We start from the raw sequence: 24,957 nt of genomic DNA on the forward strand, positions 1-24,957 counted from the left end.
GATTTTCAGTGCATACAATCCATTCCAATGGGCGAACCATCCGGAATCTTCGGCACTTCGATCAACTCAAATTTTTCAGGTGCTTTTTGGAAAGCTTCAATACGTCTGACCATTTCCAGGGCATAAACAGTGCCCATCGAACGCAATTGCTTATCCAATGCCTTGAGTATTTCATGGGCAATGGCATTTACCTGTGGATGCACTTCATTATGGGCGGCAAGATTCATGATATGATACAAGACCCTATAGTTAACACTCCATTGTACCTCCGAAATATAGGCATCCTTATACTGTTTGCCTATGGTATTCCCCACAACGAAATCGAGCACATCGGACAACCCCAGGTTATTCGGTTGCAAAGCCTTTTGTTGGATCAATCGAGAAGCTTTTTCAGGGTGTAAAAGATATTTCAAAGTCATATCCGCGGCGGTTTCGGGTGCGGATAAGGCATCAAAGGAAACCCCGGTTTTCCCTTTAAAGGACTCCCTGCTTTTTCGATAGCCAAAAGCCCGCGGTGGAAAAAGTGCTAATTTTTCCCGTGGAATTGCGATATATTCCGCATCCAAGGTCTTGACTATTGCCGAAAGGGCTTTTTGCTGTGTCTTTTTGTCCGCAATGGTCACGACCGATTGGCCACTGCCTTTGACCGCATAATTATAATCCATTCCCCCTACAATCTTCGCTACGGCTTCGGTTTGATACCTGTGGAAGAAATAAAGTGGCACAAAAACATCCTCCAAAACCGTATTGGGTTCCCCGGTCCTGATGTTATCCATTGAAAAGTTATCAATGGCCTTGGCACGCAGTTCCAACATATCGTCCAATTCTTTTTCCACATCATTTCCATTGTCCCAAAGATGCGCCAATACATGGGCACTTCCCGAAGGTCTTGCGTCCTGATCGGTAATGAATCGCAATCCCCTTTGATGGGCCCCATCCAAAATTTCAGAAAGCACCTCGCTTTCATCACGGTTTTCAGGAATATCGGTATAGGAATAGGCTACGGCCACCTTATCCCACTCCCCTATTCCGGTGGCATACGCCCTTGAAAAGTCGATTTCATCATTGACCAATTCAAATTGGGGATGGGGATAATCCATAACAGAGGCCCTGTCATTGGTAGAGGCCGCATAATTATGGGCAAAACCAAGGGTATGCCCGATCTCATGGGCCGAAAGTTGCCGAATACGGGCCAAGGCCATATCCAACATAGGTTGGTAATTATCGTCGCGCTCAGCGAAAGGTTTGTTCATCAAAGCTTGGGCTATTAAAAAATCCTGTCGAATCCGTAAACTACCAAGACTTACATGACCTTTTATGATTTCCCCCGTTCTTGGGTCTTTTATACTACTCCCGTAGCTCCACCCCCTTGTAGATCGGTGCACCCATTGAATAACATTGTAACGCACATCCAAAGGATCGGCATCATCGGGCAACATCACCAACTGAAAGGCATTTTTATATCCAATAGTTTCAAAGGCTTGGTTCCACCATCTACCCCCTTCCAAAAGTGCAGAACGAATGGGCTCCGGTGTACCGTTGTCCAAATAATAGATAATAGGTTCCACAGCCTCACTTAGAGCGGCACTAGGATCTTTTTTTTGCAACCGATGCCTGCTAATGAATCTTTTTACTATCGGTTCCTGTACCGGTGTGGAGTAGTCGTAATAACTGAACGCATTTGAGCCCGAACGGGGATCGAAAACCCTTTTCTCGAACTTATCATCGGGCAATTCTATAAAGGAATGGTGTTGTGCCACCGTAACCAAATTTGAGTTGGGTGCGACCGATTTAATATATGCCCCTTTTGCCTCACCTTTAAACGTAAGGGTGACATCAAATTCGATATTCTTGGGAAATGCCTTGGTCCTATCCATAGCAAAAGCACTTTTGGAAGTATCCAAGGAATAGGATCCCTGCTGGGTCCGTTTCAACCGGGCAGCAACCCCGTGGGTATCCTGCATTAAAAAATCGGTGATATCAATGATATATGTACCGTTCTTTTCTTCCACGATCTTAAACCCATACAGGATCGATTTGGCAAACGCCTGTTCGACCGATTTACGTTCCAATTCATTATCGGTCAAGGCCCGGTAGGTAAGATTGGGTTGGATCAATAATAATTTACCCCCGGCTTTCCTGAAAAAGACCACTTGTTCATCACCCAGTTGACCGCGGTCCAACCCTATGTCATTACTTCCTATACCACTACTAAGGGAGTATACGTACAAAAACTCTTTTTCGAGTTCTTCGACCTCAAGGAAGATTTTATCGTGGGTATCATCATGATAAAAATCGAAAAGGCCGTTAAATTCCTTAAAATCCTTTTTTTGCGCCGCAAACTGGGAAAATCCCATATTCAGGACAGACAGAAGTAATACAAAAGTAATTCGGGTGTGTCTCATTTGGTTGATTTTTAAGCACTAAATTTAGATAAAAGATTTGACTTGAAATCCCGCAGATTAAGGCCTATTTAAAAATAGATTTCTTAAAAATATCCATGGTATTTTAACAACCCGACAAAAGATGCTGGCGATACACTGGTTAATCTGTATTGAATATGACCGTAAGGTTTAAAAATCGTACATTAGGTATTAAACTAATTAAGGTATATGTCAAATATTGAAAATGGTACATTCTCCTCCTATCTCCGAAATCCCAGTTTGTTCGATGAGATATATGATGAAAACGGTTCTATTAAAATGGTCTATCAAAAGCTGTTCGATCATTTCGGGTCACATACGGTAAAAGACTTTGTACAACTGAACAACAAGGCAAAAGCCTCTTTTTTTAATCAGGGCATCACTTTCCAGGTATATGGAGAAAATGAGACCAAGGAAAAAATATTCCCTTTCGATCTTTTCCCTAGGATAATCGATGCCAAGGAATGGGACATTATCGAACGGGGTTCCATTCAACGGAGCAAGGCCTTGAATCTTTTTCTATGGGATATATATCATGAAAAGAAAATAATAAAACAAGGTATCGTTCCTATGGAGCTCATCAGCTCATCGAACAATTACCTTCATCAAATGATCGACCTGGATCCACCCGGTGGTATTTACAACCATATTTCGGGAACCGATATCATCAAGCATTCCGATGGTAAATTCTATGTACTTGAGGACAATATCCGGTGTCCTTCGGGGGTAAGTTATGTCATAAGTAACCGCACCGCTTTGAAAAGAGCTTTGTTTGGTGTTTTCAACCACTATCTTACCTATACCGTTACTGATTATGCGGAAAACCTTCTAGACCTTTTGGAGTCTGTAAAACCAAAGGGGGTAGATAATCCGGTATGTGTCGTCATTACCCCGGGCATGTACAATTCCGCCTTTTTCGAACATTCGTACCTGGCCAAATCAATGGGAATAGAATTGGTTCAAGGCAGTGACCTCTTCGTCGAAAATGATTTTGTCTATATGAAGACCATTCGTGGCCCCATTAAGGTTGATGTCATTTATAGGCGTATCGATGATCTATTTTTAGACCCCTTGGAATTCAAACCCGATTCGGCCTTGGGGGTCCCTGGACTTTTTGCCGCATACCTAAAAGGCAATGTTACCTTGGCCAATGCTCCGGGTACGGGGGTTGCTGATGATAAGGCCGTTTATACCTATATGCCCGAAATCATAAAATACTACCTTGACGAAGAACCCATATTGAACAACGTGAAAACGTACCATTGCAGCAGGCCCGAAGAATTAAAGTATGTTTTGGACCATATTGAGGAACTGGTGATCAAGCCGGTGGACGAAGCGGGAGGATATGGTATTTCCATCGGAAATACTTTAACAGCTTCCGAAATAGAAAAGGTTAAAGCACAAATAAAGGAAACCCCCCGGAAATATGTAGCCCAACCTATATTGTCGCTTTCCGTACATCCCACCTATATCGAACAAAGTGAATCTTTTGAACAACGCCATATAGACCTTAGAACCTTTACGGTTTTAGGAAAGGACAAGGAGTTTGTGTTAAAAGGAGGACTTACCCGGGTGGCCTTGAAAAAAGGAAATTTAATTGTTAACTCATCCCAAGGAGGTGGTTCGAAAGACACTTGGGTATTAAAAAACTAATGGATGCTAGCAAGAGTAGCGAATAATTTATTTTGGATGGGCCGTTATATCGAAAGGTCCGAACATATTGCCCGATATTTAAACGTCAATTATTTTTCTTCCTTGGATGCATCGAACACCTTGTCACAATCCCGTCAATTTGTGCTGCGTTCCATGCTTTTTTTGGTGGGTGAAAAAATTGAAGACCCCAATACCATACTCAATGAGGAAGAGGTATTATATAAAATCGGTTTAAATCCGGATTCTCCCCATTCAATCCTCAACAACATAAAAAATGCCAGGGAAAACGCCAATAGTGCCCGAGACCTTATCTCTACCGAGCTCTATGAATCCCTGAACAAATTCTATCACTTTAGTCTAAATTACCCGGTCGACACTTTTGTGAAAAACGGACTCTATGACTTTACCACGAATATTACCGAAATGTCCTCGGTACTCCGTGGAAAAATACGTGACACTTTATTACATGACGAAGTGTATGCGATAATCATGATGGGCATGAATATCGAAAGGGCTACCCAAATTACCCGAATCATCAATTCCAAATACAATGATGCCTTAAAAGCCCAAATGGATTGTGGACAGGAGTTGGGAAAAAGTTTTGAATGGACCACGCTTTTAAAGTGTACCGAATCCTATGATATGATGCGCCGTTTTTACAAAAAGACCCCAACAAGCATATCAACCTTGGAGTTTTTGATCTTGAACCCGAAATGTCCAAGATCGGTCATGAGCAGTTTAAACCAAGTATACCATCATATTTTATTATTGGACACGAATAAATATTACAATAAAAGCTCTACGGCTTTCTTGGTGGGGAAGGTAAGATGCGAATACCAATATAAACATATTGAGGAAATCGAAGGGGATATCAAAGCGTTTATAGAAAACATACTCGAAAGCTTGAACCAGGTGAGTATCAAGATGGAAAAAGAGTTTTTTAACTATTAATTCGCTTAGATTCACTTATTTTAGCCGTTCTATATTTCTCAAACCATGTCCCAAGAATACGAAATCACCTATAAGGCTAAAAACGACTATGAAAGTCCTGTCAACAATGCACATTGGCAATTTTTGATCATTCCTGAGCAAAATCTGACCCAAGAATTGATCAGTGTCGATTTTACAAATTCGATCAATGCCTATAACGAATACTCGGTCAATGGCCAAGGTTTCAATACCATTAGGGTACAGCCGAAAACAGCGTTCGAGAACATTGTCTTTACGGGGTCCTTTAAGGTACGAAAGCATGTGGTCAACCCTTTTGACCAACTTAACGATATGTCGCCGGTAGCGGAATATGACCTGATAAAAACTTTGGATTTCAAAGTGGATCACGAACCGTTTTTACGCTTTACACCATTGACAACCTTACCTGTCGATCATGAACCAAGCTACGTGTTCAATTTCGGAAAATCCATTTTCGAGAATCTCCAGGAATTGAATACATGGATCTTCGATTCCTTCGAATATGTCCCGGCCGTAACCAATGTAAAAACCACATTAAAAGAAATTATCGCCCTAAAACAAGGGGTTTGCCAAGATTTTGCCCATTTGTTCTGTGCCTTATGCAGAAGAAATTCAATCCCTGCAAGGTATGTTTCCGGTTATTTACATCAAGGAAACGGTTATATCGGTGATACCCAAATGCACGCTTGGGCAGAGGCATTTATCCCTACTATGGGTTGGGTGGGATTCGACCCCACGAACAATATCCTCGCAAGTGGCGATCATATTAAAGTTGCCCATGGTAAGGATTATTCAGATTGTCCCCCATTACGGGGTGTTGTTTATTCCATGGGTAAAAACGAAACCACACACTCCGTTGAAGTATTGAGCCAACAACAGTAATAAATCTTTTATAAATGCATCGGTAAGTACAACCAAAGTATATTACTTTTGTGCAAAAACCTGAATTATATGATAACCGTAGATCAATCTAAAGATCTTATTGAGCGCCTTGGTGCGTTAAGGAGGTATCTTTGACATAGATGCCAAACTTATTGAGATAGAAAACGAAGAAGAAAAAACACTGGCCCCTGATTTTTGGGATGACCCCAAGAAAGCACAGGAACAAATGCGATTCATCCAATCCAAAAAACATTGGGTCGATGATTACAATACGGCCAAGACCCTGTTAGACGACTTAGAGGTTTTGATCGAGTTCCAAAAGGAAGGGGAAGTACCTGAAACTGAGGTTACCGATTTATATGAAAAAGTCACCGATCATATCGAAAAGTTAGAGTTCAAGAACATGCTTTCCGAGGAAGGTGATGAACTGACCGCAGTATTACAGATAACCGCAGGTGCCGGAGGTACCGAAAGTTGTGACTGGGCTTCCATGCTCATGCGTATGTACATGATGTGGAGCGAAAAAAACGGGTACAAGGTCAAAGAGCTCAATTACCAAGAAGGGGATGTTGCCGGTATCAAAACGGTTACCTTGGAAATCGAAGGTGAATTTGCCTTTGGATGGTTAAAAGGGGAAAACGGAGTACACCGACTGGTGCGCATTTCCCCTTTCGACAGTAATGCCAAAAGACATACCTCATTCGCCTCGGTCTATGTATACCCCTTGGTAGACGATAGTATTGAAATCGAAGTGAACCCTGCCGATATCGAGATAACCACCGCCCGATCAAGTGGTGCCGGTGGGCAAAATGTGAATAAGGTAGAGACCAAAGTGCAATTGGTGCATAAACCTACGGGAATACAGATCCAATGTTCCGATTCGCGCTCCCAACACGACAACAGGGCCACCGCCATGAAAATGCTGAAATCCCAATTGTATGAAATCGAGCTCCGTAAAAAGTTGGAAGCCCGGGAAGAAATCGAATCCACTAAAATGAAGATCGAATGGGGTTCACAAATACGGAATTACGTCATGCATCCCTATAAATTGGTAAAGGATGTGAGGACCGGTGAAGAAACGGGGAACGTAGATGCCGTAATGGACGGTAACATCGATCAATTTTTAAAAGCCTTTTTAATGATGATGGGACAAAAAGAGGAGGAATAATCCGATAAACAACGATAATGAAAGCAATTGATACGATCATTTTCGACCTTGGTGGCGTTTTGATAGATTGGAATCCGAAATACCTTTATCGGGATGTTTTCGAAGGGGATGAAAAAAAAGTGGATTGGTTCCTTAATACGATTTGCACCTATGAGTGGAATATGGAGCACGATGCCGGAAGACCCTTACAGGAGGGTACCGAGCTATTGGTTCGGAACTTCCCTGAGTATGAATCGTGGATAAGACTATATTACGATCAATGGCCCAAAATGTTGGGTGGACCCATTACGGGAACGGTCGATATCCTGAAAAGGTTAAAGCAAAGGGAAAACTATAAGCTTTTTGCATTGACCAATTGGAGCAATGAAACCTTCCCAATCGCTAAAGAGCGGTACGATTTTTTAAATGATTTCGAGGGTATCGTGGTTTCCGGTGATGAAAAAACCAGAAAACCCTACCCTAAAATCTATGAGATCATTTTAGACCGATATAAAATCTCACCGGAAAAAGCTGTTTTTATCGATGATAGCCATGACAACATCATAGCTGCGGCCAAATTGGGTATTCAGGGCATCCACTTTAAAAACGCCGGACAATTACAACAAGAATTAAAAACTTTCAATGTTAACATCTAACCCGAAAAAATAAACCTTCATGATTAAAATATATCATAATCCCAGATGTACCAAATCGCGCCAAGGGTTAAAGGCTCTTGAAGATTCAGGAGAACAATTCGAAATCATCAAGTATCTGGAAGATGTTCCCACTAAAGACGAATTGAAACAACTACTAGGGTATTTAAACCTACCTGCCGAAAAATTGGTTCGTACGAACGAGGCCATATGGAAAGAAAACTACAAGGGTAAAAATATGACTGAGGACGATATCATCACGGCGATGACCGAACACCCTAAACTTATTGAACGCCCCATCGTAATTAAAGACCGTAAAGCCGTTATCGGCAGACCTACGGAACAAATTCTCGATCTTTTACAAAAATAGCCTTTTCATTTCCGCTATGGCCCCAACCTAAGAGGGTACCTTACTCGTTCTTAGGAGGAAACACTATTTTTGAATTAACAAAGTTTTAACCTTCAAGGGTTAAACCTTGGACTATTTTTATAATCTAACACATCAAATAATGAAAATCAAAAACGGATTTTTTGTTGTTCTGTTTATACTATTATTGACAGGATTGGAAGTACAGGCGCAATATGGTTATGGCAACGGCTATGGCTATGGAAGGTATGGAGGTGGGTATGGTTATGGTAATAGAGGTAGCTCGATCCCCCAGGTCGAAACACCTCAAAAAGAACCGGAACCATTGACCGCAGATGAAATTGTGGACAATGAGATGCCCGATATTGCCTTGGCCTTGGAATTGAATGAATTTGAAACCGCTGTTTTGAGCAGTATCCTAAAAAAATACGTTCAGCAACGTATAGAAATGCGGATACTGAAGTTGGAGCCGGATCAGATGCGGGAGCAAATGGAGAAAATCACGAAGGAACAAACGGAGGAACTCAAAGCCGGACTGCCGTTGGAAAAATATGAGGCTTTTGTAGCACTCCAGAAAAAAGGGGTCTCAAAAACCATCAAGGAAAAAAAGAGAAAGAAGAAAAAGAAAAATAAATCAACCCAAGACGACACAAACTAAGACAAAACAAACTAAACTAAACAATCCAAATTAATGAAGCACACATTCCTAGTAGTTCTACTATGTACATCATTTACCCTATTTGCCCAAAATAGGCAAGAACAACGTCCCAATCTTATAAATATAACAGGAACGGTATTGGACGAGGATACCGGAGAACCTTTGGAATACGCTACGTTAATCGTACAAAGCCTTCAAAATCCCGATAAGGTTACCGGAGGCATCACCGATGCTTCAGGTAAATTCAATGTCGAGATCGTACCGGGAAAATATACTGCCAAGATCGAATACATGTCTTACAAGTCCCATAACTTCGGCAACCAGGACTTTACTTCCCCCACGGATCTAGGAACCGTAAGATTGGCCTTAGACGTGGAACAACTACAGGAAGTGGAAGTAGTTGCGGAACGAACCACCGTTGAACTCCGCTTGGATAAAAAAATATATAATGTAGGGTCCGATCTTACCGTCAAAGGTGGCTCCGTTACCGATGTGTTGGACAATGTGCCCTCAGTGTCCGTTGATGTGGAAGGTACCATCAGCCTTCGAGGAAACGAGAGTGTGCGCATACTGATCAATGGTAAACCCTCAGCCCTATCAGGGTTAAGTACCGATGCCCTGCAACAATTACCGGCCGAAGCCATTGAGAAAGTAGAGGTCATCACCAATCCCTCGGCCCGTTATGATGCGGAAGGAACCGCTGGGATACTCAATATCGTCCTAAAACAAAGTAAGACGGCCGGTATCAACGGATCGGTAAGTCTGAATGCCGGCTATCCAGAATCCTATGGAGGAAATGTCAGCTTAAACCTTAGAAGGGACAAGTTCAATATTTTTACGAACACCTCCTATCGGTACCGAAATAGCCCCGGAAACGCCCTTTTTGAACAGGAATATTTTAACGACGATGGTTCTACGGCAAGTTTTCAGGATGAAATAAGGGACTACGAAAGACAAAGTGATGGATTCAATACGAATGTTGGTTTCGAACTCTTTATCGATGAAACCAGTAGCATCACAAATTCTTTCGTTTACAGGACCTCTGGTGGGGATGACAATACCGATGTCGATTTCTACAACTACGATGCATTGATGAACCCTACCATACAAAGAAAAAGATACTCTGTTCAAAGTGATGAGGATTCAGACGTGCAGTATTCCTTGAACTACAAGAAAAATTTTGAAAAGGATGGGCATGAGCTTACTATGGATTACCAATATTCCTCGGGAAATGAGTTGGAAAACACCATCATAGACGAATATATCATTGGAGGTGAAGAGCTCCCCACAGAGCAGACCATCAGTGATGAAAAACAAGTAAGCCAATTACTTCAAATGGATTACGTTTTGCCCTTGGGTAAAGACAGCAACTCCCAATTCGAATTAGGGTATAGGGGTACTTTCAACAATTACAATACCGATTTTGACTACGGGATCCTCACCAACGGCGTCCTCGCAAGTGACCCCGATTACAGTAATGAACTGAATTATAAGGAATATGTCAATTCTGCCTATACACAATTCGGCTCCAAAATAAATAAATTCAATATTTTGGGTGGACTGCGTATGGAAGCCTCTGATATTGGGGTGGAATTGGTGAATACCAACGAGACAAGCAACAAGACCTATGTAGATTGGTTTCCTTCCTTATTCGTTGGTTATGAATTTACTGAAAATGAGCAGTTCACGATAAGCTATAGCCGAAGGTTACGTAGGCCCAGATCCAGATATATCAATCCGTTCCCCTCCCGGGAAAGTAATACCAACCTATTCCAAGGAAATCCTGATTTGGATCCAACGTATACCAATGCCTTCGATTTAGGATATTTAAAAAGATGGAATAAAGTTACGTTCAATACTTCGGCCTATTACAACCATTCAACCGGAGCATTTGAGTTTATCACAGAGGAAACCGGGGATTTCGTGGAAATAGAAAATTCCGATGATCCCGATAATCCTATCGTGGTTCCCGTACAGGTACGAACACCGGTGAATCTGGCCGATGAAAGGCGTTTCGGAATGGAAGTAACCACTTCCTATGTTCCCAAAAAAAATTGGAGACTTAGCTGGAACTTAAATATATACCAACAACAAACAAGAGGTGATTATGTATATACCAATTACCTAAATGAGGAAGTCGTACAAAATTTTGATGTGGACAATTTCACCTATTTCTCACGATTAAGTGCCAAAATACCCTTGCCAGGCGCTATTGATTTCCAATCCAATATCTTCTACAAGGGACCTTCAAAGAGTGCACAAACCAAATACAAAAGCCTATTGATGGCCAACTTGGCCTTCAGTAAGGATGTGGTTAAGGACAAGGCTACGGTCTCAGTGAATGTGAGCGATTTGTTCAATACCCGTAAACGAAGAAGTGAAACCGTAACCGACAATGTTTTTACCTACAGTGAATTTCAACGTAGGGAACGGCAAATAACCCTTTCGTTCCTTTATAGGTTCAACCAACCCCAAAACCATAAAGGGGAAAGAAACGGCCAAAGAATCGATGGGGATGATGAAGACCTCGAATTTCAAGGACAAGGATAACGGAAACGCATTGAAACAAAAAAGAAGCCCACTGGGCTTCTTTTTTTTATTCCTATACGCGCAGCCTGTTTGGCCTTGCGTTTTTCTTTCTACGATTCCCTTAAAGGTTCGGTCAACCCCAAAATCAAAAAAGGGCAAAAAAACAGCCAAAATCCCCACGGGGATAAAGAAGGCCCTGAATCTTAAGGATAAGGATAAACGGAAACCCATTGAAACAAAAAAGAAGCCCAATGGGCTTCTTTTTTTATTCCTGTAGACGCGCTGCCTGTTTGGCTTTGCGTTTTTCTTTCAATAATTCCCTGATATTCCCAAACAACCAGTACGGTACCACAAAGGTCAATAAGAAAATCATTAACCAAAAACCGATGGTCAAAATGGTCAGAAACGCTAAAAATCCTAAATATTGGTCAAAATCGAACATCTGTACTTGTTTATTATAACAAATATAGTTTTAAAAGATTCAAAAGAACAAATCAAATAGAAAAAAAATGTTCATTTTCCTGAAATTTAGGTTTCCCAGCGAGCCTTAAAATTTCATAATGAAGTACCTTTGTAAGGAACCAAAACACCTTATTATGAGTTTCAGAATTGAAAAAGACACAATGGGAAAAGTTGAGGTGCCATCCGATAAATATTGGGGTGCACAGACAGAGCGTTCCCGCAATAATTTTAAGATCGGACCTTCGGCCTCCATGCCATTGGACATCGTATACGGATTTGCCTATTTGAAAAAAGCCGCCGCCTACGCCAACCACGATTTAGGCGTACTCGAGAAGAAAAAAAGGGATTTGATCGCTGCTGTATGTGATGAGATATTGGAAGGAAAGCATGATGATCAATTTCCATTGGTCATTTGGCAAACCGGTTCCGGTACGCAGAGTAATATGAATGTCAATGAGGTTATTGCCAACCGGGCCCATGAAATTGCAGGTAACGTCATCGGGGAAGGTGAAAAGACCATACAACCCAACGATGATGTGAACAAATCACAATCTTCCAATGATACTTTTCCAACAGGGATGCATATCGCTGCCTATAAAAAGATCATAGAAGTTACGATTCCTGGCGTTACCCAATTGAAAGACACTTTGGTCAAGAAGTCAAAAGAGTTCAAAAATGTCGTTAAAATTGGGCGTACCCATTTAATGGATGCCACTCCCCTAACCTTAGGACAAGAGTTCTCCGGTTATGCCTCACAATTGGAACATGGCATAAAGGCCTTATACAATACCTTGGATCATTTAAGTGAATTGGCACTCGGGGGTACCGCCGTAGGTACAGGTTTAAACACGCCTAAAGGATACGACGTACTGGTTGCCCAATATATTTCACAATTCACCGGTTTACCTTTTAAAACCGCTGTTAATAAGTTTGAGGCCTTAGCCGCCCATGATGCCATTGTGGAAACCCATGGTGCCTTGAAACAATTGGCGGTCTCGTTGAACAAGATTGCCAACGACGTACGTATGATGGCATCCGGTCCAAGATCCGGAATCGGAGAAATCATCATTCCTGCCAATGAGCCCGGTAGTTCCATTATGCCCGGAAAAGTAAACCCTACCCAATGCGAGGCCCTTACCATGGTCTGTGCACAAGTATTGGGTAACGATGTGGCCATTTCCGTTGGTGGATTACAAGGACACTACGAATTGAACGTCTTTAAGCCCGTGATGGCTTCAAACTTCCTACAATCGGCCCAATTATTAGGGGATGCTTGTGTAAGTTTTGAAGTTAATTGTGTTACGGGTATTGAACCAAACCATGAGATAATCAACAAGTTGTTGAACAACTCCTTAATGTTGGTTACTGCGCTAAATCCTAAAATCGGATATTACAAGGCAGCAGAGATTGCCAATACGGCCCATAAAAACGGTACGACCTTGAAAGAGGAAGCGGTAAATCTAGGTTATGTTACGGCTGAGGAATATGACGAATGGGTAAGACCGGAGGATATGGTAGGTACCTTAAAGTAAGTACCCGAACCCAAATAATAATGAAAAAGGGGCAATCTTAATTGATTGCCCCTTCTTTTTATATGAATGGATAGTGTGTTTTATTTTAAAGTGAACTTTGAAGTTCCCAACAATTTCAATTTGTCATCATACACATTCACCATATAATTTCCTTTTTGGAAATCACCGGTTGGTTTATTGATATAATCACAAACATCCAAGGACTTGTTTTCATAATAGAAATTCGTTCCCTTACTGTAGGTTACGGAAGCTCCACCTTCATTGGTTTTGGAAAAGCTCTCACCAAGTACGTTTCCTTGGGGATCAAGAACCTCTAAATAGAATTCCCTATCTCCTGCTTCAGCAATGATATTATCGGCAACGGTAAAACAGATCTTGAACTTATCGGTTCTTCCCGCCCTGGACGTAGAAACCAATTTTCCGCTAGTACGTTCCCTAACCGCATCAACATTGAATTTTGATAGATTCAAGGCAGAACCTTTTTCAACCGCATCGGCCAATTGGGTATTTTGAACCACCAATGAATCGTTGAAAACGGTTTGTTTCTCCAATTCAACATAGGTACTATCGCGCTGCATGGCGATCAAAGTATTGGATCGTGTCAAGGAATCCACTTGCTTAAGCAATTGTTCCCTTTCCGCCTTAAGTACACTGACCTGTCTTCTGTATCTGGACAAGGAAGCGATATCCGCCTTCATTGTTTTGACAGAATCAAGGTATTTTGCAATGTTGTCCCTGGCGGTAACCAATTCCTCATTGGTAGCATTGCTTTCCAAAATCGCTTTGTCATACTCAGACTTCAAGCTATTAAGATCTTCGACCACCAATTCTTTTTCCTGGGTAAGTACAGACTCGGTCTTTTTCTTGTCTTGGTAAAGACTTACCGTGTAAATGATCACACCTAAAAGCACAACACCCAATAAACCAGCCAGTACTTTTAATCCATTGTTATTTTTCGTTTCAGCCATAATTTAAAAATTAATTACCTTTTTACTTTTCAAAAAGTGTTTGTTTGTGTGTTATATACGGTTCAATTTTCCACTTGGATTTTTTTGGATGAAAAAAATTTAACATTTTGATGATCTTAAACCCAAAAAATCATCGATCCCTCAGGGGATATTCTAAAATACCATGAATTTAAAAACCACTGAAAAACCTGTTAACAAAGCGTATATCAATTGATTATGACTTAGCAGAACGTATTGGCATAAAGTCGTTTTACCTGTACGATCCAAAGATATATTCGGTCCAAAAAAAAATAAAAAAAATCGATACTCGACCAAGGTATCAACCTTTTTTACGGTGTTTGACCATCAACCAACCGGTCGTTCAGCCTATTTTATGCCCTAATCGTTAGCGCTACGATGATGTTGACCTACCCTGATATTGGCATCTATCCGGGAATTCTTAAAAAATACCGTTGAATTCCCAAAAAAAGTGCTAAAGGCTCAAAGTTGTATTATATTCAAGTCCCTTATGGGATCCGCCCCTAAGACAGGTGTATCCCATGAAAGTTTTTTCAGATAAAAATCTTTCCTACATTAGGGGCGATATTAAAATGGAATTGTCGTTCACTTAAAATAACAGAAAATGAAGAGATTTGTATTTACATTGGCCGTTATCGGCTTGATCCTGGTTTCATGTAAGGAAGAAAAAAAATCGACCGAGGCAAAGGATTCGGATACCGGCTCAAAAGCTACGATGGAGGAACTACTTTTGACCCCGACCCATACCTCGAAGGCGGAAACGGTAAAGATCGTTCCTATAGAACACGCAACGGCAATCTTGGAATGGAAGGATATTACCATTTACATTGACCCCATTGGAGGTGCCGATATGTTCAAAGGGCAAAAACAACCCGATTTGATCTTGATTACCGATATCCATGGGGACCATTTGAGTGTAGAGACCCTAAAGGCACTTAAAACCGATAAGTCAAAAATAATCGCCCCCCAAGCGGTTGCCGATAAACTGCCCGAGGAATTCACCCCCCAGGTCGATGTACTTGATAATGGGGAGAGCAAGGAACGCTATGGCATAAAAATCGAGGCCATCCCCATGTATAACCTCAGGGAGGAAGCCAAAAAATTCCATGAAATCGGTCGTGGCAACGGTTATGTCCTGAATATCGGAGATCAACGTATTTATTTTTCAGGAGATACCGAGGACATCCCCGAGATGCGGGCCTTACAAAACATAGACAAAGCTTTTGTATGTATGAACCTACCCTATACGATGACTGAAGAGCGTGCTGCCGATGCCGTATTGGAGTTTAAACCCAAACAAGTATATCCCTACCATTACAGGGGCAAACCTGATGTGAGTGATGTGAACGAATTCAAACAATTGGTTGAGAAGGGAACTTCCGATATCGAAGTGGTCCTATGGGATTGGTACCCCAACGACCCCTATTAACGGTAAAAAAAAGCCCCTTGAAGAAATCGTACTTAAGGGGCTTTTTTTTATTCGTTATCGTATGAGTTTCTTATACTTTATACGTTTCGGGATCAAATCCCCTCCCAAACGTTTTTTCTTGTTCTCCTCATAATCGGAGAACGAACCTTCAAAGAAATAAACTTGGGAATCCCCTTCAAAGGACAAAATATGGGTGCAAATACGGTCTAGGAACCATCTGTCGTGGGAAATGACCACCGCACAGCCCGCGAAGTTCTCCAGACCTTCTTCCAAAGCCCTTAGGGTATTCACATCCAAATCGTTGGTGGGCTCATCCAAAAGCAATACGTTCCCCTCTTCCTTTAGTGTCATGGCCAAATGCAGCCGGTTACGTTCCCCACCGGAGAGCATACTCACCTTTTTATTCTGTTCACTACCGGAAAAATTAAATCGACTTAAATAGGCCCTGGAGTTCACTTGCCTCCCTCCCATCATGACCAACTCCTGTTCATCACTGAAGTTTTGCCAAATGGTTTTGTCCGGATCGATATTGGAATGACTTTGGTCCACATAGGCGATTTTTGCAGTATCCCCGACAATGAACTCCCCTTTATCGGGGGTTTCTTCACCCATTATCATACGGAATATGGTGGTCTTACCCGCTCCATTAGGTCCTATGACCCCAACAATACCGGCTTGGGGCAATTTAAAATTCAAATCCTCATATAACAATTTGTCCCCATAAGCTTTACTCACCCCTATGGCTTCAATGACATTGGTACCCAAACGGGGACCATTGGGAATGTATATTTCCAATTTCTCATCGAGCTGTTTTTGGTCTTGGCTCATGAGCTTGTCATAGTTCTTAAGACGTGCCTTTTGTTTCGTCTGCCGTCCTTTGACCCCTTGACGCACCCATTCAAGCTCACGTTCCAAGGTCTTTTGCCGTTTCGAGGCCGTTTTGCTCTCTTGGGCCATGCGCTTCGCTTTTTGATCCAACCAACTGGAATAGTTTCCTTTCCAAGGAATACCTTCCCCTCGATCCAATTCCAAAATCCATCCTGCGACATTATCCAGGAAATACCGGTCATGGGTCACGGCTATGACCGTACCCTTGTATTGTGCCAAATGATGTTCCAACCAATGCACCGATTCGGCATCCAAATGGTTGGTAGGCTCATCGAGCAACAATATTTCCGGTTCTTGCAACAGTAATCGGCAAAGGGCAACCCTTCTTCTTTCCCCTCCGGACAAAACCCCGATTTTCTTGTCGGGATCCGGGGTGCGTAACGCATCCATGGCAATCTCTAATTTTGTATCGAGTTCCCACGCATTTGATGCATCGATCTGATCTTGTAAAGCGGCTTGCCGATCCATGAGTTTCTGCATCTTATCGGCATCCTCATAAACCTCAGGGAGACCGAACATATCATTGATCTTGTTGTACTCATCCAAAATCGCAACCGTTTCGGCAGCACCTTCCTTCACAACCTCCAAGACCGTTTTATCTTCATCCAATTTGGGCTCCTGCTCCAGGTATCCCACCTTGTATCCCGGGGAAAAGACAACATCACCCTGATAATTCTTATCAACACCCGCTATAATTCGCAATAAGGTTGATTTACCCGAACCGTTAAGTCCCAGGATGCCGATTTTGGCACCATAGAAAAAACTTAAATAGATATTTTTTAAAACCGGGGTATTCGCATTTTTATACGTTTTCGTCACCCCGGACATTGAGAAAATGACCTTCTTATCGTCAGACATTATTTTTTGGATATTAAATTTATGTGGCTACTATTTGATCAGACCCTTCCTTTAAGGGCATTGAAAACCCAGGCTATAGCGAAAAAACCAATTCCTACCGATGCAAATCCCCATCCGGCTACTTCATCATATCGAAAGGCTCCTAAAGCGATAAGTGCAAGACCCACGAAAATCATTATAAAGGTAGCCCACGCCAGTACGGTATTCTTATTCATTCCCATTTTCAGTTAGTTAAATTTTTGGTAACCCCAAATATCGTAATTTTTAGGTGAAAAATATCCTTAGCACCCTGATTTTATTGCTCAAAAGGAAACTTGACCCCGTTTAGGACCCTGATTTCCTCCAATAATCCCGCTAAATCCAAACTATTTTGATGGCTCCATAAATCGCTTTGCAACCTTCCTTTTTGCAAGCAGGAATGCACCTCCTCTATCTCATAGGTGTAGCCGTATCCTGGGGTGGGCAATTCAACAGCCTCGATCACATCCCCGATTTTCAAGGAATAACCCTGTGCGATATGCCATTGCCGATTTAGGAACAGAGCGCCTTTACTACCCGATAGTTCAGCTTCCATCTTGGATTCGGAGGTCAACCCACTGTACAAAATGGCTTGGGCCTTAGGATAATCGAAAATCATGGAGGTCTGTATCTCTACCCCGGTCTTATGGAACTTCGATGTTGATTTTATGTTCGCTGGCATCCCCAAAAACAGGTAGGCAAGAAAAACAGGATATATGCCGATATCCAATAAGGAACCACCGCCAAGATCGGGATTCAACAAACGGCCTTCCTCTGGCCTATCCAAGGCATAAAAGGCAAAATCGGCATGCAAATACCCCATATCCCCTATGGTTCCGTCATCGACCAAGGCCTTGGCTTTTCTAATCGATGGATTAAAACGAGACCAAAGGGCTTCCATAAGAAAGACATTGTTCTTTTTGGCCACCGATACCATTTCTTCGATATCCTGGCGATCGATACCCATGGGTTTCTCACATAGTACATGTTTGCCATGGTCCATGGCTTTTATACTCCATTCCTTATGCCCCGTATGTGGGGTGGCGATATAAACGACATCCACTTCCTCGCATGCCAACAAGGCTTCATAGGATCCATAGGCATTTTTAGCATGGTGCTGTTCGGCAAATACTTCGGCCTTCTCCAAGGTTCTGGAAGCGACGGCCGAAATTACCGCCCCTTCGACCAAATTAAGATCATTGGCGAATTTTTGGGCAATTCCTCCCAAGCCTATAATTCCCCACCGTATCTTTTGTTCCATATTCAATTTAGATTATACCCAAAAGTAATCAATTTTACTCCTTATCTTTATCCGAACATTTAACAAATACGATAGTTTATGGACCTTAAGTTCAACAAAAACGAAGATCATAATAAATTACTATTGTCCGAGTTGAAAAAACGTTTGGGGCAGGTAAGTTTAGGTGGAGGCAAATCCCGGATCGAAAAACAGCACAAACAAGGAAAGATGACGGCCCGGGAACGTATCGCTTTTTTGTTGGATGATGATGCAGACAGCATTGAGATCGGGGCATTGGCCGGTGATGGCATGTATGCCGAACATGGGGGCTGTCCGTCAGGGGGCGTCGTGGTGAAAATAGGCCATATCAAGGGTAAACAGTGTATCGTAGTGGCCAATGATGCCACGGTAAAAGCCGGGGCTTGGTTTCCGATTACAGGAAAGAAAAACCTTCGTGCCCAAGAAATTGCCATTGAAAATAGGATACCTATCATCTATTTGGTCGATAGCGCCGGGGTTTTTCTGCCCATGCAGGATGAAATTTTCCCGGACAAAGAACATTTTGGCCGCATCTTTAGAAACAACGCCATTATGAGCAGTATGGGAATCACCCAAATTGCTGCCGTAATGGGAAGTTGCGTTGCGGGTGGGGCCTACTTGCCGATCATGAGCGATGAAGCCCTGATCGTTGACAAAACGGGCAGTATCTTCCTGGCCGGAAGCTATTTGGTAAAGGCCGCCATCGGGGAACAGATCGACAATGAATCCCTTGGTGGTGCGACGACACATAGTGAAATCAGTGGCGTAACGGACTATAAAGCATCGGATGATAAGGATGCCCTAACCAAAATCAAAAATATTGTCGATAAAATCGGGGATTTTGATACATCGGGTTTCAATCGCAAACCGGCCCAAGAACCAAAGGAAAATGCAGCCGATATCTACGGAATCCTACCTGCTTCCCGAACAGATCAATACGATATGCGGGAAATCATTGACCGCTTGGTAGATGGTTCGGAGTTTGAAGAATACAAGAAAGGTTATGGCAAAACCATCCTAACCGGGTATTCCCGTATAGATGGATGGGCGGTTGGTATTGTCGCCAACCAACGTAAGGTGGTAAAAACGGCCAAAGGTGAAATGCAGTTCGGAGGGGTCATCTATTCCGATTCCGCGGATAAAGCCACCCGTTTTATCGCCAATTGCAACCAGAAAAAAATTCCCTTGGTCTTTTTACAGGACGTTACCGGATTCATGGTGGGTAGCAAAAGTGAACAAGGGGGCATCATCAAGGATGGTGCAAAAATGGTGAATGCCGTAAGCAACTCCGTGGTACCGAAATTCACGGTGGTCATCGGCAACAGTTATGGGGCCGGTAATTACGCCATGTGCGGTAAAGCCTATGACCCAAGATTGATCGTGGCATGGCCAAGCGCCGAACTTGCGGTAATGAGCGGTAATTCGGCAGCCAAGGTGTTGCTACAGATAGAAAAAGCCTCATTAAAGAAAAAGGGCGTAAAGATAACCCAAGAAAAGGAGGAGGCCCTTTTCAATACAATAAAGGAGCGTTATGACGATCAGGTTTCCCCGTATTATGCGGCGGCCCGCTTATGGACCGACGCCATCATCGATCCTTTGGACACCCGAAAATGGATATCGCTGGGCATCGAGGCCGCTAACCATGCCCCTATCCAAAAACAATTCAATATGGGCGTATTGCAGGTTTAATTCCCCTGATGGGGTTGTAGCCGTGGAATCAAAAGTAATTCGGTCTGCCTGCCATTCACATAGCGAAAGCCATTTTCACCGTAAAAACCGGCTTCTTCCAACATGATCCGTATATCGCGCTTCCATTCCGGAATGGTTATGGTCGTATTCAATTCTATGGCATATACCGTATTCGGGTTTAAAGGATAACTCTCCCCATCATCTTTCATCACCCCACCTTGGGCGTCCCACATACCAATGGTGGTCCCTGCCGAATGACCATAAAGTCCTAGTGGATGGGTATAGATCGCGGGGCGTAAACCGGCCGCTTTCGCATCCTTGAGTGCCTTGGCCAATATCGCATTCCCGGTACGGCCTTCGATCATATTGGTCGTTAAGTAATCCTGGACCCTATTCCCTGATTTTAAGCCTTCGACAAGGAATTTGGGCGCTTGCTTTTCGCCGGGTTTCAAAACGTAGGCCAATTCCTGGCAATCGGTATTCAAACGCAGGTAAGTGATCCCAAAATCACAATGCAACAAATCCCCCGGAAGAATGACCATGTCATCAGGTCGCCCCGAAAAGGAATACAGGTGACCCACCAATGCCTCACTCGATCGTTGAACGTCTACTGTGGGGTGGAACCAAGTCTCCAATCCCATATCGGTCACTTTTTGCCGCATCCACCATTCCACCTCCGTGGTGGTGGTAACCCCCGGGGTGATGACCGCTTCAGAAAATGCTTCGGCAATTATAGTATGGGTAATGGACACCAATTGATCGTAAATGACCATTTCCCTTTCGGTGCGGGTCTCGATCCAACGAACCGCCAATTGTTCTGCGGAAACCACTTTTTTATGATAGGCTTTGGGTAGGTATTCCATAAACATATCATAATCGGTCTTATCCAAACCATCGGCGATGTTGTGGTCTTTTGAAAAGTTGAGTCCGATTTTAGCCGGATCCCTTTCCGTTATCAATTGCATCAAACGCTTCCATTGGTCCGGTTCTTTTTCCTTATCCCAAGCCGAGATTATGCTTTCCCCGACATTGTAACGCGCAACGGCCAATTTTTCTATCGTATTATCGGCCTTATTTCGATAGAAAAGCAGCATAGTGCGTCTTCTCGCATTCAACCAGGTCGCCGGCAACATGGTCTTAAGTACGGGGTCCTCATTGTATTCCCTTGAAATAACCACCCACATATCAATATCCGATCGATCCATGAGTTCCGGTAATAGATTATTGAACCTATCGGCCAGGATTTCGTCGACCACCCTTGCCCGTTCACTTTCCGGAAGGACCTGTTGGGCATACGTGGTAATGGAAAATACGGCGGTCAAAAAGAATACGATTATTTTCATAGGGGTGGTTTAAGTTTGCAAAATACTATTCCACACGGCTATCAAGCGGGGATCAAATCCCGGCTTTTTCAAGGGTCTTTTGCCTTGATACTTTACCGTTGACGGTTTCGACGAACTTTTCAACAAATAGGACCTCCTTGGGAACCTCGTGTTTTTCCAAGGTCTTCAAGGATTTTATTTTTTCCGGAAGATTTGTTCCGTCTTGCTTTCCTTCAACCAAGAGAATCAATTTTTGACCCAATAAGGTATCTGGAACACCCGTAACAAAGAGTCTGTTCTCCAAAATAGAATGAAGCTTTTTTTCTATCTGTTCCGGGATTAACTTAATACCTCCGGAATTAATGACGTTATCGAACCTACCAAGCCATTTAAATCCTTTATCCGAAACAAGTTCCACGATATCATTGGTTACGATCCGCTCATTATTCAGGGTCGGTGCATTGATGATAAGACAATTTCTTTCGTCTTTTTCAATTTTAATGTTCGGTAGTGTCTCAAAACAATCCTTTGCCCCATTATTGATTTTCTTTACGGCCACATGGGTTATGGTCTCGGTCATCCCATAGGTTTCATAAATAGCGGTTGTCTTATCCTGGATCTTGGCTTTGAGGTCTGCTGAAACCGGGGCACCACCTACGATCAATGTTTTGATCTGGTTTATTTTATCCAAGGAATTTTCCAATTGCATGGGCACCATGGCGCAGAAATGGTAAGAACGGCCCAAGTCTTTCAAAGGGGTCGAGGAAGGGGGTACCCAATCCAAATCCAAACCAAGGACCATTGACCTAATGAACATCATTTTACCGGCAATATAATCTCCCGGAAGACAAAGTAAGGCATTCTGCCCTGGCCAAATATCAAAATAATCCCCAGTGATTTTGGCCGAATTGACCATATGTTCCTTTTTCAACAATATCACTTTAGGTGCTCCTGTCGAACCCGATGTTTTTACAGGGATATAGTCCTTATCATCGATCCAATCCAATAAAAACTCGCCCATAGCCTTTTGGTAAGGTTCCCCTTCCTTGATCAAACTATAGCTAATCTCCCCTAAATCATCGTACGTAATGGACACACCGTTCCATTTAAACTTATAATGAATCTCCTTATACATGTGTTTCTTTTATATTTTGTGCTAAAAAAACCTCTTTGTCCATCACGCTCCCCGTAAGTCGTTCTTTCCAATTGGTCCAACCATATTTTTTTGCGAAAATCAATAATAATATCGGATAAATCACAAGGACCGGAATAAAAATATCCCAGCCCAAGGTTGGGGCCGAAACATCCTTATAAATGGAATTGGTCTGAAAGGCCGTCCAATCCGCCGTTACCAATAGAGCCGCCGTAAGGTTGTTCGCCGCATGAAAACCCAAGGCCAATTCCAGTCCTTCGTCCATAAGGGTCAAAATCCCTAGAAAAATCCCTGTCCCTATATAAAATACCATAATGCCATAACCGATTTTCCCCACTTCGGGATTTGCTGCATGCATGACACCGAATAGAACCGAGGTCACCAATAAAGGCACCCACCTATTCTTCGCCAAAATCCCCAATCCTTGCATCAAATGCCCGCGAAACATATATTCTTCAAAACTGGTCTGCAGGGGTATCAAGACGATGGCCATCACTAAGAGTATCAAGAAAGGGACCGGTTTAAAATTGAAAACATAATCATCCGGTGACAACATAATATCGGCCAACATCATTAGCAGGGTAATCCCTCCCCATAATGAAAAGGAAAACAACATACGTTTCCAATCCACCTTTTTCCTGGAAGTGGTCAAAGAGGTAATCGACTGCCCGTGCACCAAATACACCCACCCGAGAAGGATAAAGAATCCGGCGACCAAAGGTCCTATGGCCATAATAAAAAAGAGATTAAGACCGATCTTATCGATAACGCTCTTCATCATGACATCCACATCTACAGGGGAATTGATGGTCATGATGTAGTTGACCAACATCATGGCAGAAAACCCTAAAATGGGAATCCAATATTTCCACAATCCGATGTTGCCTTTGTATCCTTGTTCTATAAACATAACTCTTCTATTAAATTTGGTTGCCAATCGCTGTTTTTACGGCTATAAATATATCCTTTTTTGACACAAAGCGGACTTTCGAAATTATTGGTATAAAGTCCGCCCGTCCCCAAACCTTGGGGCATGGTATTATTTAAGGTAAATGTCCATTGCGCAATGGCATTCAATCCTATATTACTTTCAAGGGCACTGGTGATCCACCATCCGATTTGCAGTCGCTCGGCAATTTCGATCCACTCTTCACTTCCTCGGTACCCTCCCACTAAAGTAGGTTTCAATATGATATATTGGGGTCTTATGGTCTGTAGCAATGCCTCCTTCTTCCCGAGGTCGACCACCCCGATCAATTCCTCGTCCAAGGCAATGGGAAGGGGCGTATTTTGGCACAACTTTTTCATTTCCCCGATATTCCCCTGCTTTATGGGCTGTTCTATGGAATGCAATCCGAAACGGGACAATGCCGTGAGTTTATGTAAAGCCTCTGCAGGTTGGAAGGCTCCATTCGCATCGACCCGTATTTCTATCCGATCTTGGGGGTAATCGTTACGTATGGCTTCCAAAAGGGAGATTTCAGACTCAAAATCAATGGCCCCTATCTTTAATTTAATACAGTGGAAACCCATTTCCAATTTCTGCTGGATCTGGTCCAACATATAAGCCTTATCCCCCATCCAAATGAGTCCGTTTATGGGTATCTGGGCTTCATTTTCGGTAAACCGGGATGGAAATAACACAAAGGGATTTCTGGACGCCAAGGACAAAAATGCCTGTTCCACGCCAAATTGGATACTGGGAAATTCCCGTAATCCATTCCATAAAAAAGACAACCCCTTTTGAATATGCCTGCAGGTCCAACGCAGCTTCTCCTCAAATTGGGGCACATCATCGAAACTGAGCCCTTTGAACATACCACATTCCCCGATCCCATAGCGCCCCCCTTCTTCCAATATCAGGAACCAAGTCTCCTTTTGGGTGAGCACTCCCCGTGAAGTACCACTGGGCCTTTTAAAATTTAACGTATATTTTTTTACTGAAGCCTGCATTCGAACTGCCAAAATTAACTATATTTTGGATGCGATAGGCAATGAAATACAAAGTATCGCAGCCAAAATACCATGGATTACGTGTGTCATCCCCGATTTGGCAAAGG

At 42.7% G+C, this 24,957-nt stretch carries 21 protein-coding genes; 11 read left to right on the forward strand and 10 right to left on the reverse strand.

What is annotated here, in order from left to right:
* Positions 1–5: 5 nt before the first annotated feature.
* Positions 6–2,405 carry a zinc-dependent metalloprotease gene (locus PHU20_RS16025; protein ID WP_274826416.1) on the reverse strand — a complete coding sequence of 800 codons (2,400 nt, stop codon included), beginning with the start codon at positions 2,403–2,405 and terminating at the stop codon, positions 6–8.
* Between the two features lie 207 nt (positions 2,406–2,612).
* Here PHU20_RS16025 and PHU20_RS16030 point away from each other — a divergent pair, with 207 nt between their 5' ends.
* From PHU20_RS16030 to PHU20_RS16065, 8 genes are all read left to right on the forward strand, one after another.
* Positions 2,613–4,076 carry a circularly permuted type 2 ATP-grasp protein gene (locus tag PHU20_RS16030; RefSeq protein WP_274826417.1) on the forward strand — a complete coding sequence of 488 codons (1,464 nt, stop codon included), beginning with the start codon at positions 2,613–2,615 and terminating at the stop codon, positions 4,074–4,076.
* A gap of 3 nt (positions 4,077–4,079) precedes the next feature.
* Positions 4,080–5,027, forward strand: coding sequence for an alpha-E domain-containing protein (locus PHU20_RS16035; protein ID WP_274826418.1), 948 nt, complete (start codon positions 4,080–4,082; stop codon positions 5,025–5,027).
* 45 nt (positions 5,028–5,072) lie between these two features.
* The gene (locus PHU20_RS16040; RefSeq protein WP_274826419.1) at positions 5,073–5,927 is read left to right on the forward strand and encodes a transglutaminase-like domain-containing protein; all 855 of its coding nucleotides are present in this window, start codon (positions 5,073–5,075) and stop codon (positions 5,925–5,927) included.
* Positions 5,928–5,996: 69 nt separating this feature from the next.
* Positions 5,997–7,095, forward strand: a protein-coding gene (prfB, locus tag PHU20_RS16045) for a peptide chain release factor 2 (RefSeq protein WP_274826420.1) whose coding sequence is annotated in 2 segments (ribosomal slippage) — positions 5,997–6,059 and positions 6,061–7,095 — 1,098 coding nt in all. Because the reading frame shifts where the segments join, the coding sequence is not laid out codon by codon here.
* 17 nt (positions 7,096–7,112) lie between these two features.
* On the forward strand, positions 7,113–7,730 hold the full coding sequence (locus tag PHU20_RS16050; protein WP_274826421.1) for an HAD family hydrolase: 618 nt from the start codon (positions 7,113–7,115) through the stop codon (positions 7,728–7,730).
* Between the two features lie 19 nt (positions 7,731–7,749).
* A complete protein-coding gene (gene arsC, locus PHU20_RS16055; RefSeq protein ID WP_274826422.1) occupies positions 7,750–8,097 on the forward strand; it encodes an arsenate reductase (glutaredoxin) in 348 nt (115 codons plus the stop codon).
* 139 nt (positions 8,098–8,236) lie between these two features.
* Positions 8,237–8,752, forward strand: a complete 516-nt coding sequence (locus PHU20_RS16060; RefSeq protein ID WP_274826423.1) for a hypothetical protein — start codon at positions 8,237–8,239, stop codon at positions 8,750–8,752.
* A gap of 33 nt (positions 8,753–8,785) precedes the next feature.
* Positions 8,786–11,302, forward strand: coding sequence for a TonB-dependent receptor (locus PHU20_RS16065; RefSeq protein WP_274826424.1), 2,517 nt, complete (start codon positions 8,786–8,788; stop codon positions 11,300–11,302).
* A gap of 244 nt (positions 11,303–11,546) precedes the next feature.
* Here the strand turns inward: PHU20_RS16065 and PHU20_RS16070 are convergent, their stop codons facing one another.
* Positions 11,547–11,723, reverse strand: coding sequence for a hypothetical protein (locus tag PHU20_RS16070; RefSeq protein ID WP_274826425.1), 177 nt, complete (start codon positions 11,721–11,723; stop codon positions 11,547–11,549).
* A gap of 154 nt (positions 11,724–11,877) precedes the next feature.
* On the opposite strand from PHU20_RS16070, the gene fumC reads away from it, so the two are divergent.
* Complete coding sequence (fumC, locus tag PHU20_RS16075) at positions 11,878–13,275, forward strand: class II fumarate hydratase (RefSeq protein ID WP_274826426.1); 1,398 nt, start codon at positions 11,878–11,880, stop codon at positions 13,273–13,275.
* An 80-nt stretch (positions 13,276–13,355) separates the two neighbouring features.
* Here fumC and PHU20_RS16080 read toward each other — a convergent pair whose 3' ends face one another.
* Entirely contained in the window at positions 13,356–14,243 is an 888-nt protein-coding gene (locus tag PHU20_RS16080) for a hypothetical protein (RefSeq protein WP_274826427.1), read from the reverse strand.
* Positions 14,244–14,865: 622 nt separating this feature from the next.
* On the opposite strand from PHU20_RS16080, the gene PHU20_RS16085 reads away from it, so the two are divergent.
* A complete protein-coding gene (locus PHU20_RS16085) occupies positions 14,866–15,690 on the forward strand; it encodes an MBL fold metallo-hydrolase (RefSeq protein ID WP_274826428.1) in 825 nt (274 codons plus the stop codon).
* Positions 15,691–15,744: 54 nt separating this feature from the next.
* On the opposite strand, the gene ettA is transcribed toward PHU20_RS16085, so the two are convergent.
* The 3 genes from ettA to PHU20_RS16100 form a co-directional block, all read right to left on the reverse strand.
* Positions 15,745–17,436 (reverse strand): energy-dependent translational throttle protein EttA, encoded by a 1,692-nt coding sequence (gene ettA, locus PHU20_RS16090; RefSeq protein WP_274826429.1) that lies wholly within the window; start codon positions 17,434–17,436, stop codon positions 15,745–15,747.
* A 38-nt stretch (positions 17,437–17,474) separates the two neighbouring features.
* A complete protein-coding gene (locus PHU20_RS16095) occupies positions 17,475–17,657 on the reverse strand; it encodes a CAL67264 family membrane protein (RefSeq protein ID WP_013995358.1) in 183 nt (60 codons plus the stop codon).
* A 74-nt stretch (positions 17,658–17,731) separates the two neighbouring features.
* Positions 17,732–18,715: a Gfo/Idh/MocA family protein gene (locus PHU20_RS16100; RefSeq protein WP_274826430.1), complete on the reverse strand. Its 984-nt coding sequence runs from the start codon at positions 18,713–18,715 to the stop codon at positions 17,732–17,734.
* Positions 18,716–18,793: 78 nt separating this feature from the next.
* Here PHU20_RS16100 and PHU20_RS16105 point away from each other — a divergent pair, with 78 nt between their 5' ends.
* Complete coding sequence (locus PHU20_RS16105; RefSeq protein WP_274826431.1) at positions 18,794–20,422, forward strand: acyl-CoA carboxylase subunit beta; 1,629 nt, start codon at positions 18,794–18,796, stop codon at positions 20,420–20,422.
* On the opposite strand, the gene PHU20_RS16110 is transcribed toward PHU20_RS16105, so the two are convergent.
* From PHU20_RS16110 to PHU20_RS16125, 4 genes are read right to left on the reverse strand one after another with little or no spacing between them, the layout of a single operon-like run.
* On the reverse strand, positions 20,419–21,765 hold the full coding sequence (locus tag PHU20_RS16110) for a M24 family metallopeptidase (protein WP_274826432.1): 1,347 nt from the start codon (positions 21,763–21,765) through the stop codon (positions 20,419–20,421). The two genes, PHU20_RS16105 and PHU20_RS16110, sit on opposite strands and share 4 nt — an antisense overlap.
* A 52-nt stretch (positions 21,766–21,817) precedes the next feature.
* Positions 21,818–22,879: an AMP-binding protein gene (locus PHU20_RS16115; protein ID WP_274826433.1), complete on the reverse strand. Its 1,062-nt coding sequence runs from the start codon at positions 22,877–22,879 to the stop codon at positions 21,818–21,820.
* Entirely contained in the window at positions 22,872–23,807 is a 936-nt protein-coding gene (locus PHU20_RS16120) for a CPBP family intramembrane glutamic endopeptidase (protein ID WP_274826434.1), read from the reverse strand. The genes PHU20_RS16115 and PHU20_RS16120 overlap by 8 nt, the downstream gene beginning before the upstream one ends.
* The gene (locus tag PHU20_RS16125) at positions 23,798–24,850 is read right to left on the reverse strand and encodes an o-succinylbenzoate synthase (protein ID WP_274826435.1); all 1,053 of its coding nucleotides are present in this window, start codon (positions 24,848–24,850) and stop codon (positions 23,798–23,800) included. Before PHU20_RS16125 ends, PHU20_RS16120 begins: the two co-directional genes overlap by 10 nt.
* Positions 24,851–24,957: the final 107 nt, after the last annotated feature.

This window comes from Maribacter polysaccharolyticus (genome assembly GCF_028882255.1).
Taxonomy (GTDB): Bacteria; Bacteroidota; Bacteroidia; order Flavobacteriales; family Flavobacteriaceae; genus Maribacter_A; species Maribacter_A polysaccharolyticus.

Excerpts from the sequence above, each read along its gene's own strand:
- PHU20_RS16125 (WP_274826435.1), bottom strand. The coding sequence starts at position 24,850 with ATGCAGGCTTCAGTAAAAAAATATACGTTAAATTTTAAAAGGCCCAGT.
- PHU20_RS16025 (WP_274826416.1), bottom strand. The coding sequence starts at position 2,405 with ATGAGACACACCCGAATTACTTTTGTATTACTTCTGTCTGTCCTGAAT.
- PHU20_RS16050 (WP_274826421.1), top strand. The coding sequence starts at position 7,113 with ATGAAAGCAATTGATACGATCATTTTCGACCTTGGTGGCGTTTTGATA.
- PHU20_RS16035 (WP_274826418.1), top strand. The coding sequence starts at position 4,080 with ATGCTAGCAAGAGTAGCGAATAATTTATTTTGGATGGGCCGTTATATC.
- PHU20_RS16105 (WP_274826431.1), top strand. The coding sequence starts at position 18,794 with ATGGACCTTAAGTTCAACAAAAACGAAGATCATAATAAATTACTATTG.
- PHU20_RS16095 (WP_013995358.1), bottom strand. The coding sequence starts at position 17,657 with ATGGGAATGAATAAGAATACCGTACTGGCGTGGGCTACCTTTATAATG.
- PHU20_RS16115 (WP_274826433.1), bottom strand. The coding sequence starts at position 22,879 with ATGTATAAGGAGATTCATTATAAGTTTAAATGGAACGGTGTGTCCATT.
- PHU20_RS16040 (WP_274826419.1), top strand. The coding sequence starts at position 5,073 with ATGTCCCAAGAATACGAAATCACCTATAAGGCTAAAAACGACTATGAA.
- PHU20_RS16030 (WP_274826417.1), top strand. The coding sequence starts at position 2,613 with ATGTCAAATATTGAAAATGGTACATTCTCCTCCTATCTCCGAAATCCC.
- PHU20_RS16080 (WP_274826427.1), bottom strand. The coding sequence starts at position 14,243 with ATGGCTGAAACGAAAAATAACAATGGATTAAAAGTACTGGCTGGTTTA.
- PHU20_RS16120 (WP_274826434.1), bottom strand. The coding sequence starts at position 23,807 with ATGTTTATAGAACAAGGATACAAAGGCAACATCGGATTGTGGAAATAT.
- PHU20_RS16065 (WP_274826424.1), top strand. The coding sequence starts at position 8,786 with ATGAAGCACACATTCCTAGTAGTTCTACTATGTACATCATTTACCCTA.
- PHU20_RS16100 (WP_274826430.1), bottom strand. The coding sequence starts at position 18,715 with ATGGAACAAAAGATACGGTGGGGAATTATAGGCTTGGGAGGAATTGCC.
- fumC (WP_274826426.1), top strand. The coding sequence starts at position 11,878 with ATGAGTTTCAGAATTGAAAAAGACACAATGGGAAAAGTTGAGGTGCCA.
- PHU20_RS16060 (WP_274826423.1), top strand. The coding sequence starts at position 8,237 with ATGAAAATCAAAAACGGATTTTTTGTTGTTCTGTTTATACTATTATTG.
- PHU20_RS16110 (WP_274826432.1), bottom strand. The coding sequence starts at position 21,765 with ATGAAAATAATCGTATTCTTTTTGACCGCCGTATTTTCCATTACCACG.
- PHU20_RS16085 (WP_274826428.1), top strand. The coding sequence starts at position 14,866 with ATGAAGAGATTTGTATTTACATTGGCCGTTATCGGCTTGATCCTGGTT.
- PHU20_RS16070 (WP_274826425.1), bottom strand. The coding sequence starts at position 11,723 with ATGTTCGATTTTGACCAATATTTAGGATTTTTAGCGTTTCTGACCATT.
- arsC (WP_274826422.1), top strand. The coding sequence starts at position 7,750 with ATGATTAAAATATATCATAATCCCAGATGTACCAAATCGCGCCAAGGG.
- ettA (WP_274826429.1), bottom strand. The coding sequence starts at position 17,436 with ATGTCTGACGATAAGAAGGTCATTTTCTCAATGTCCGGGGTGACGAAA.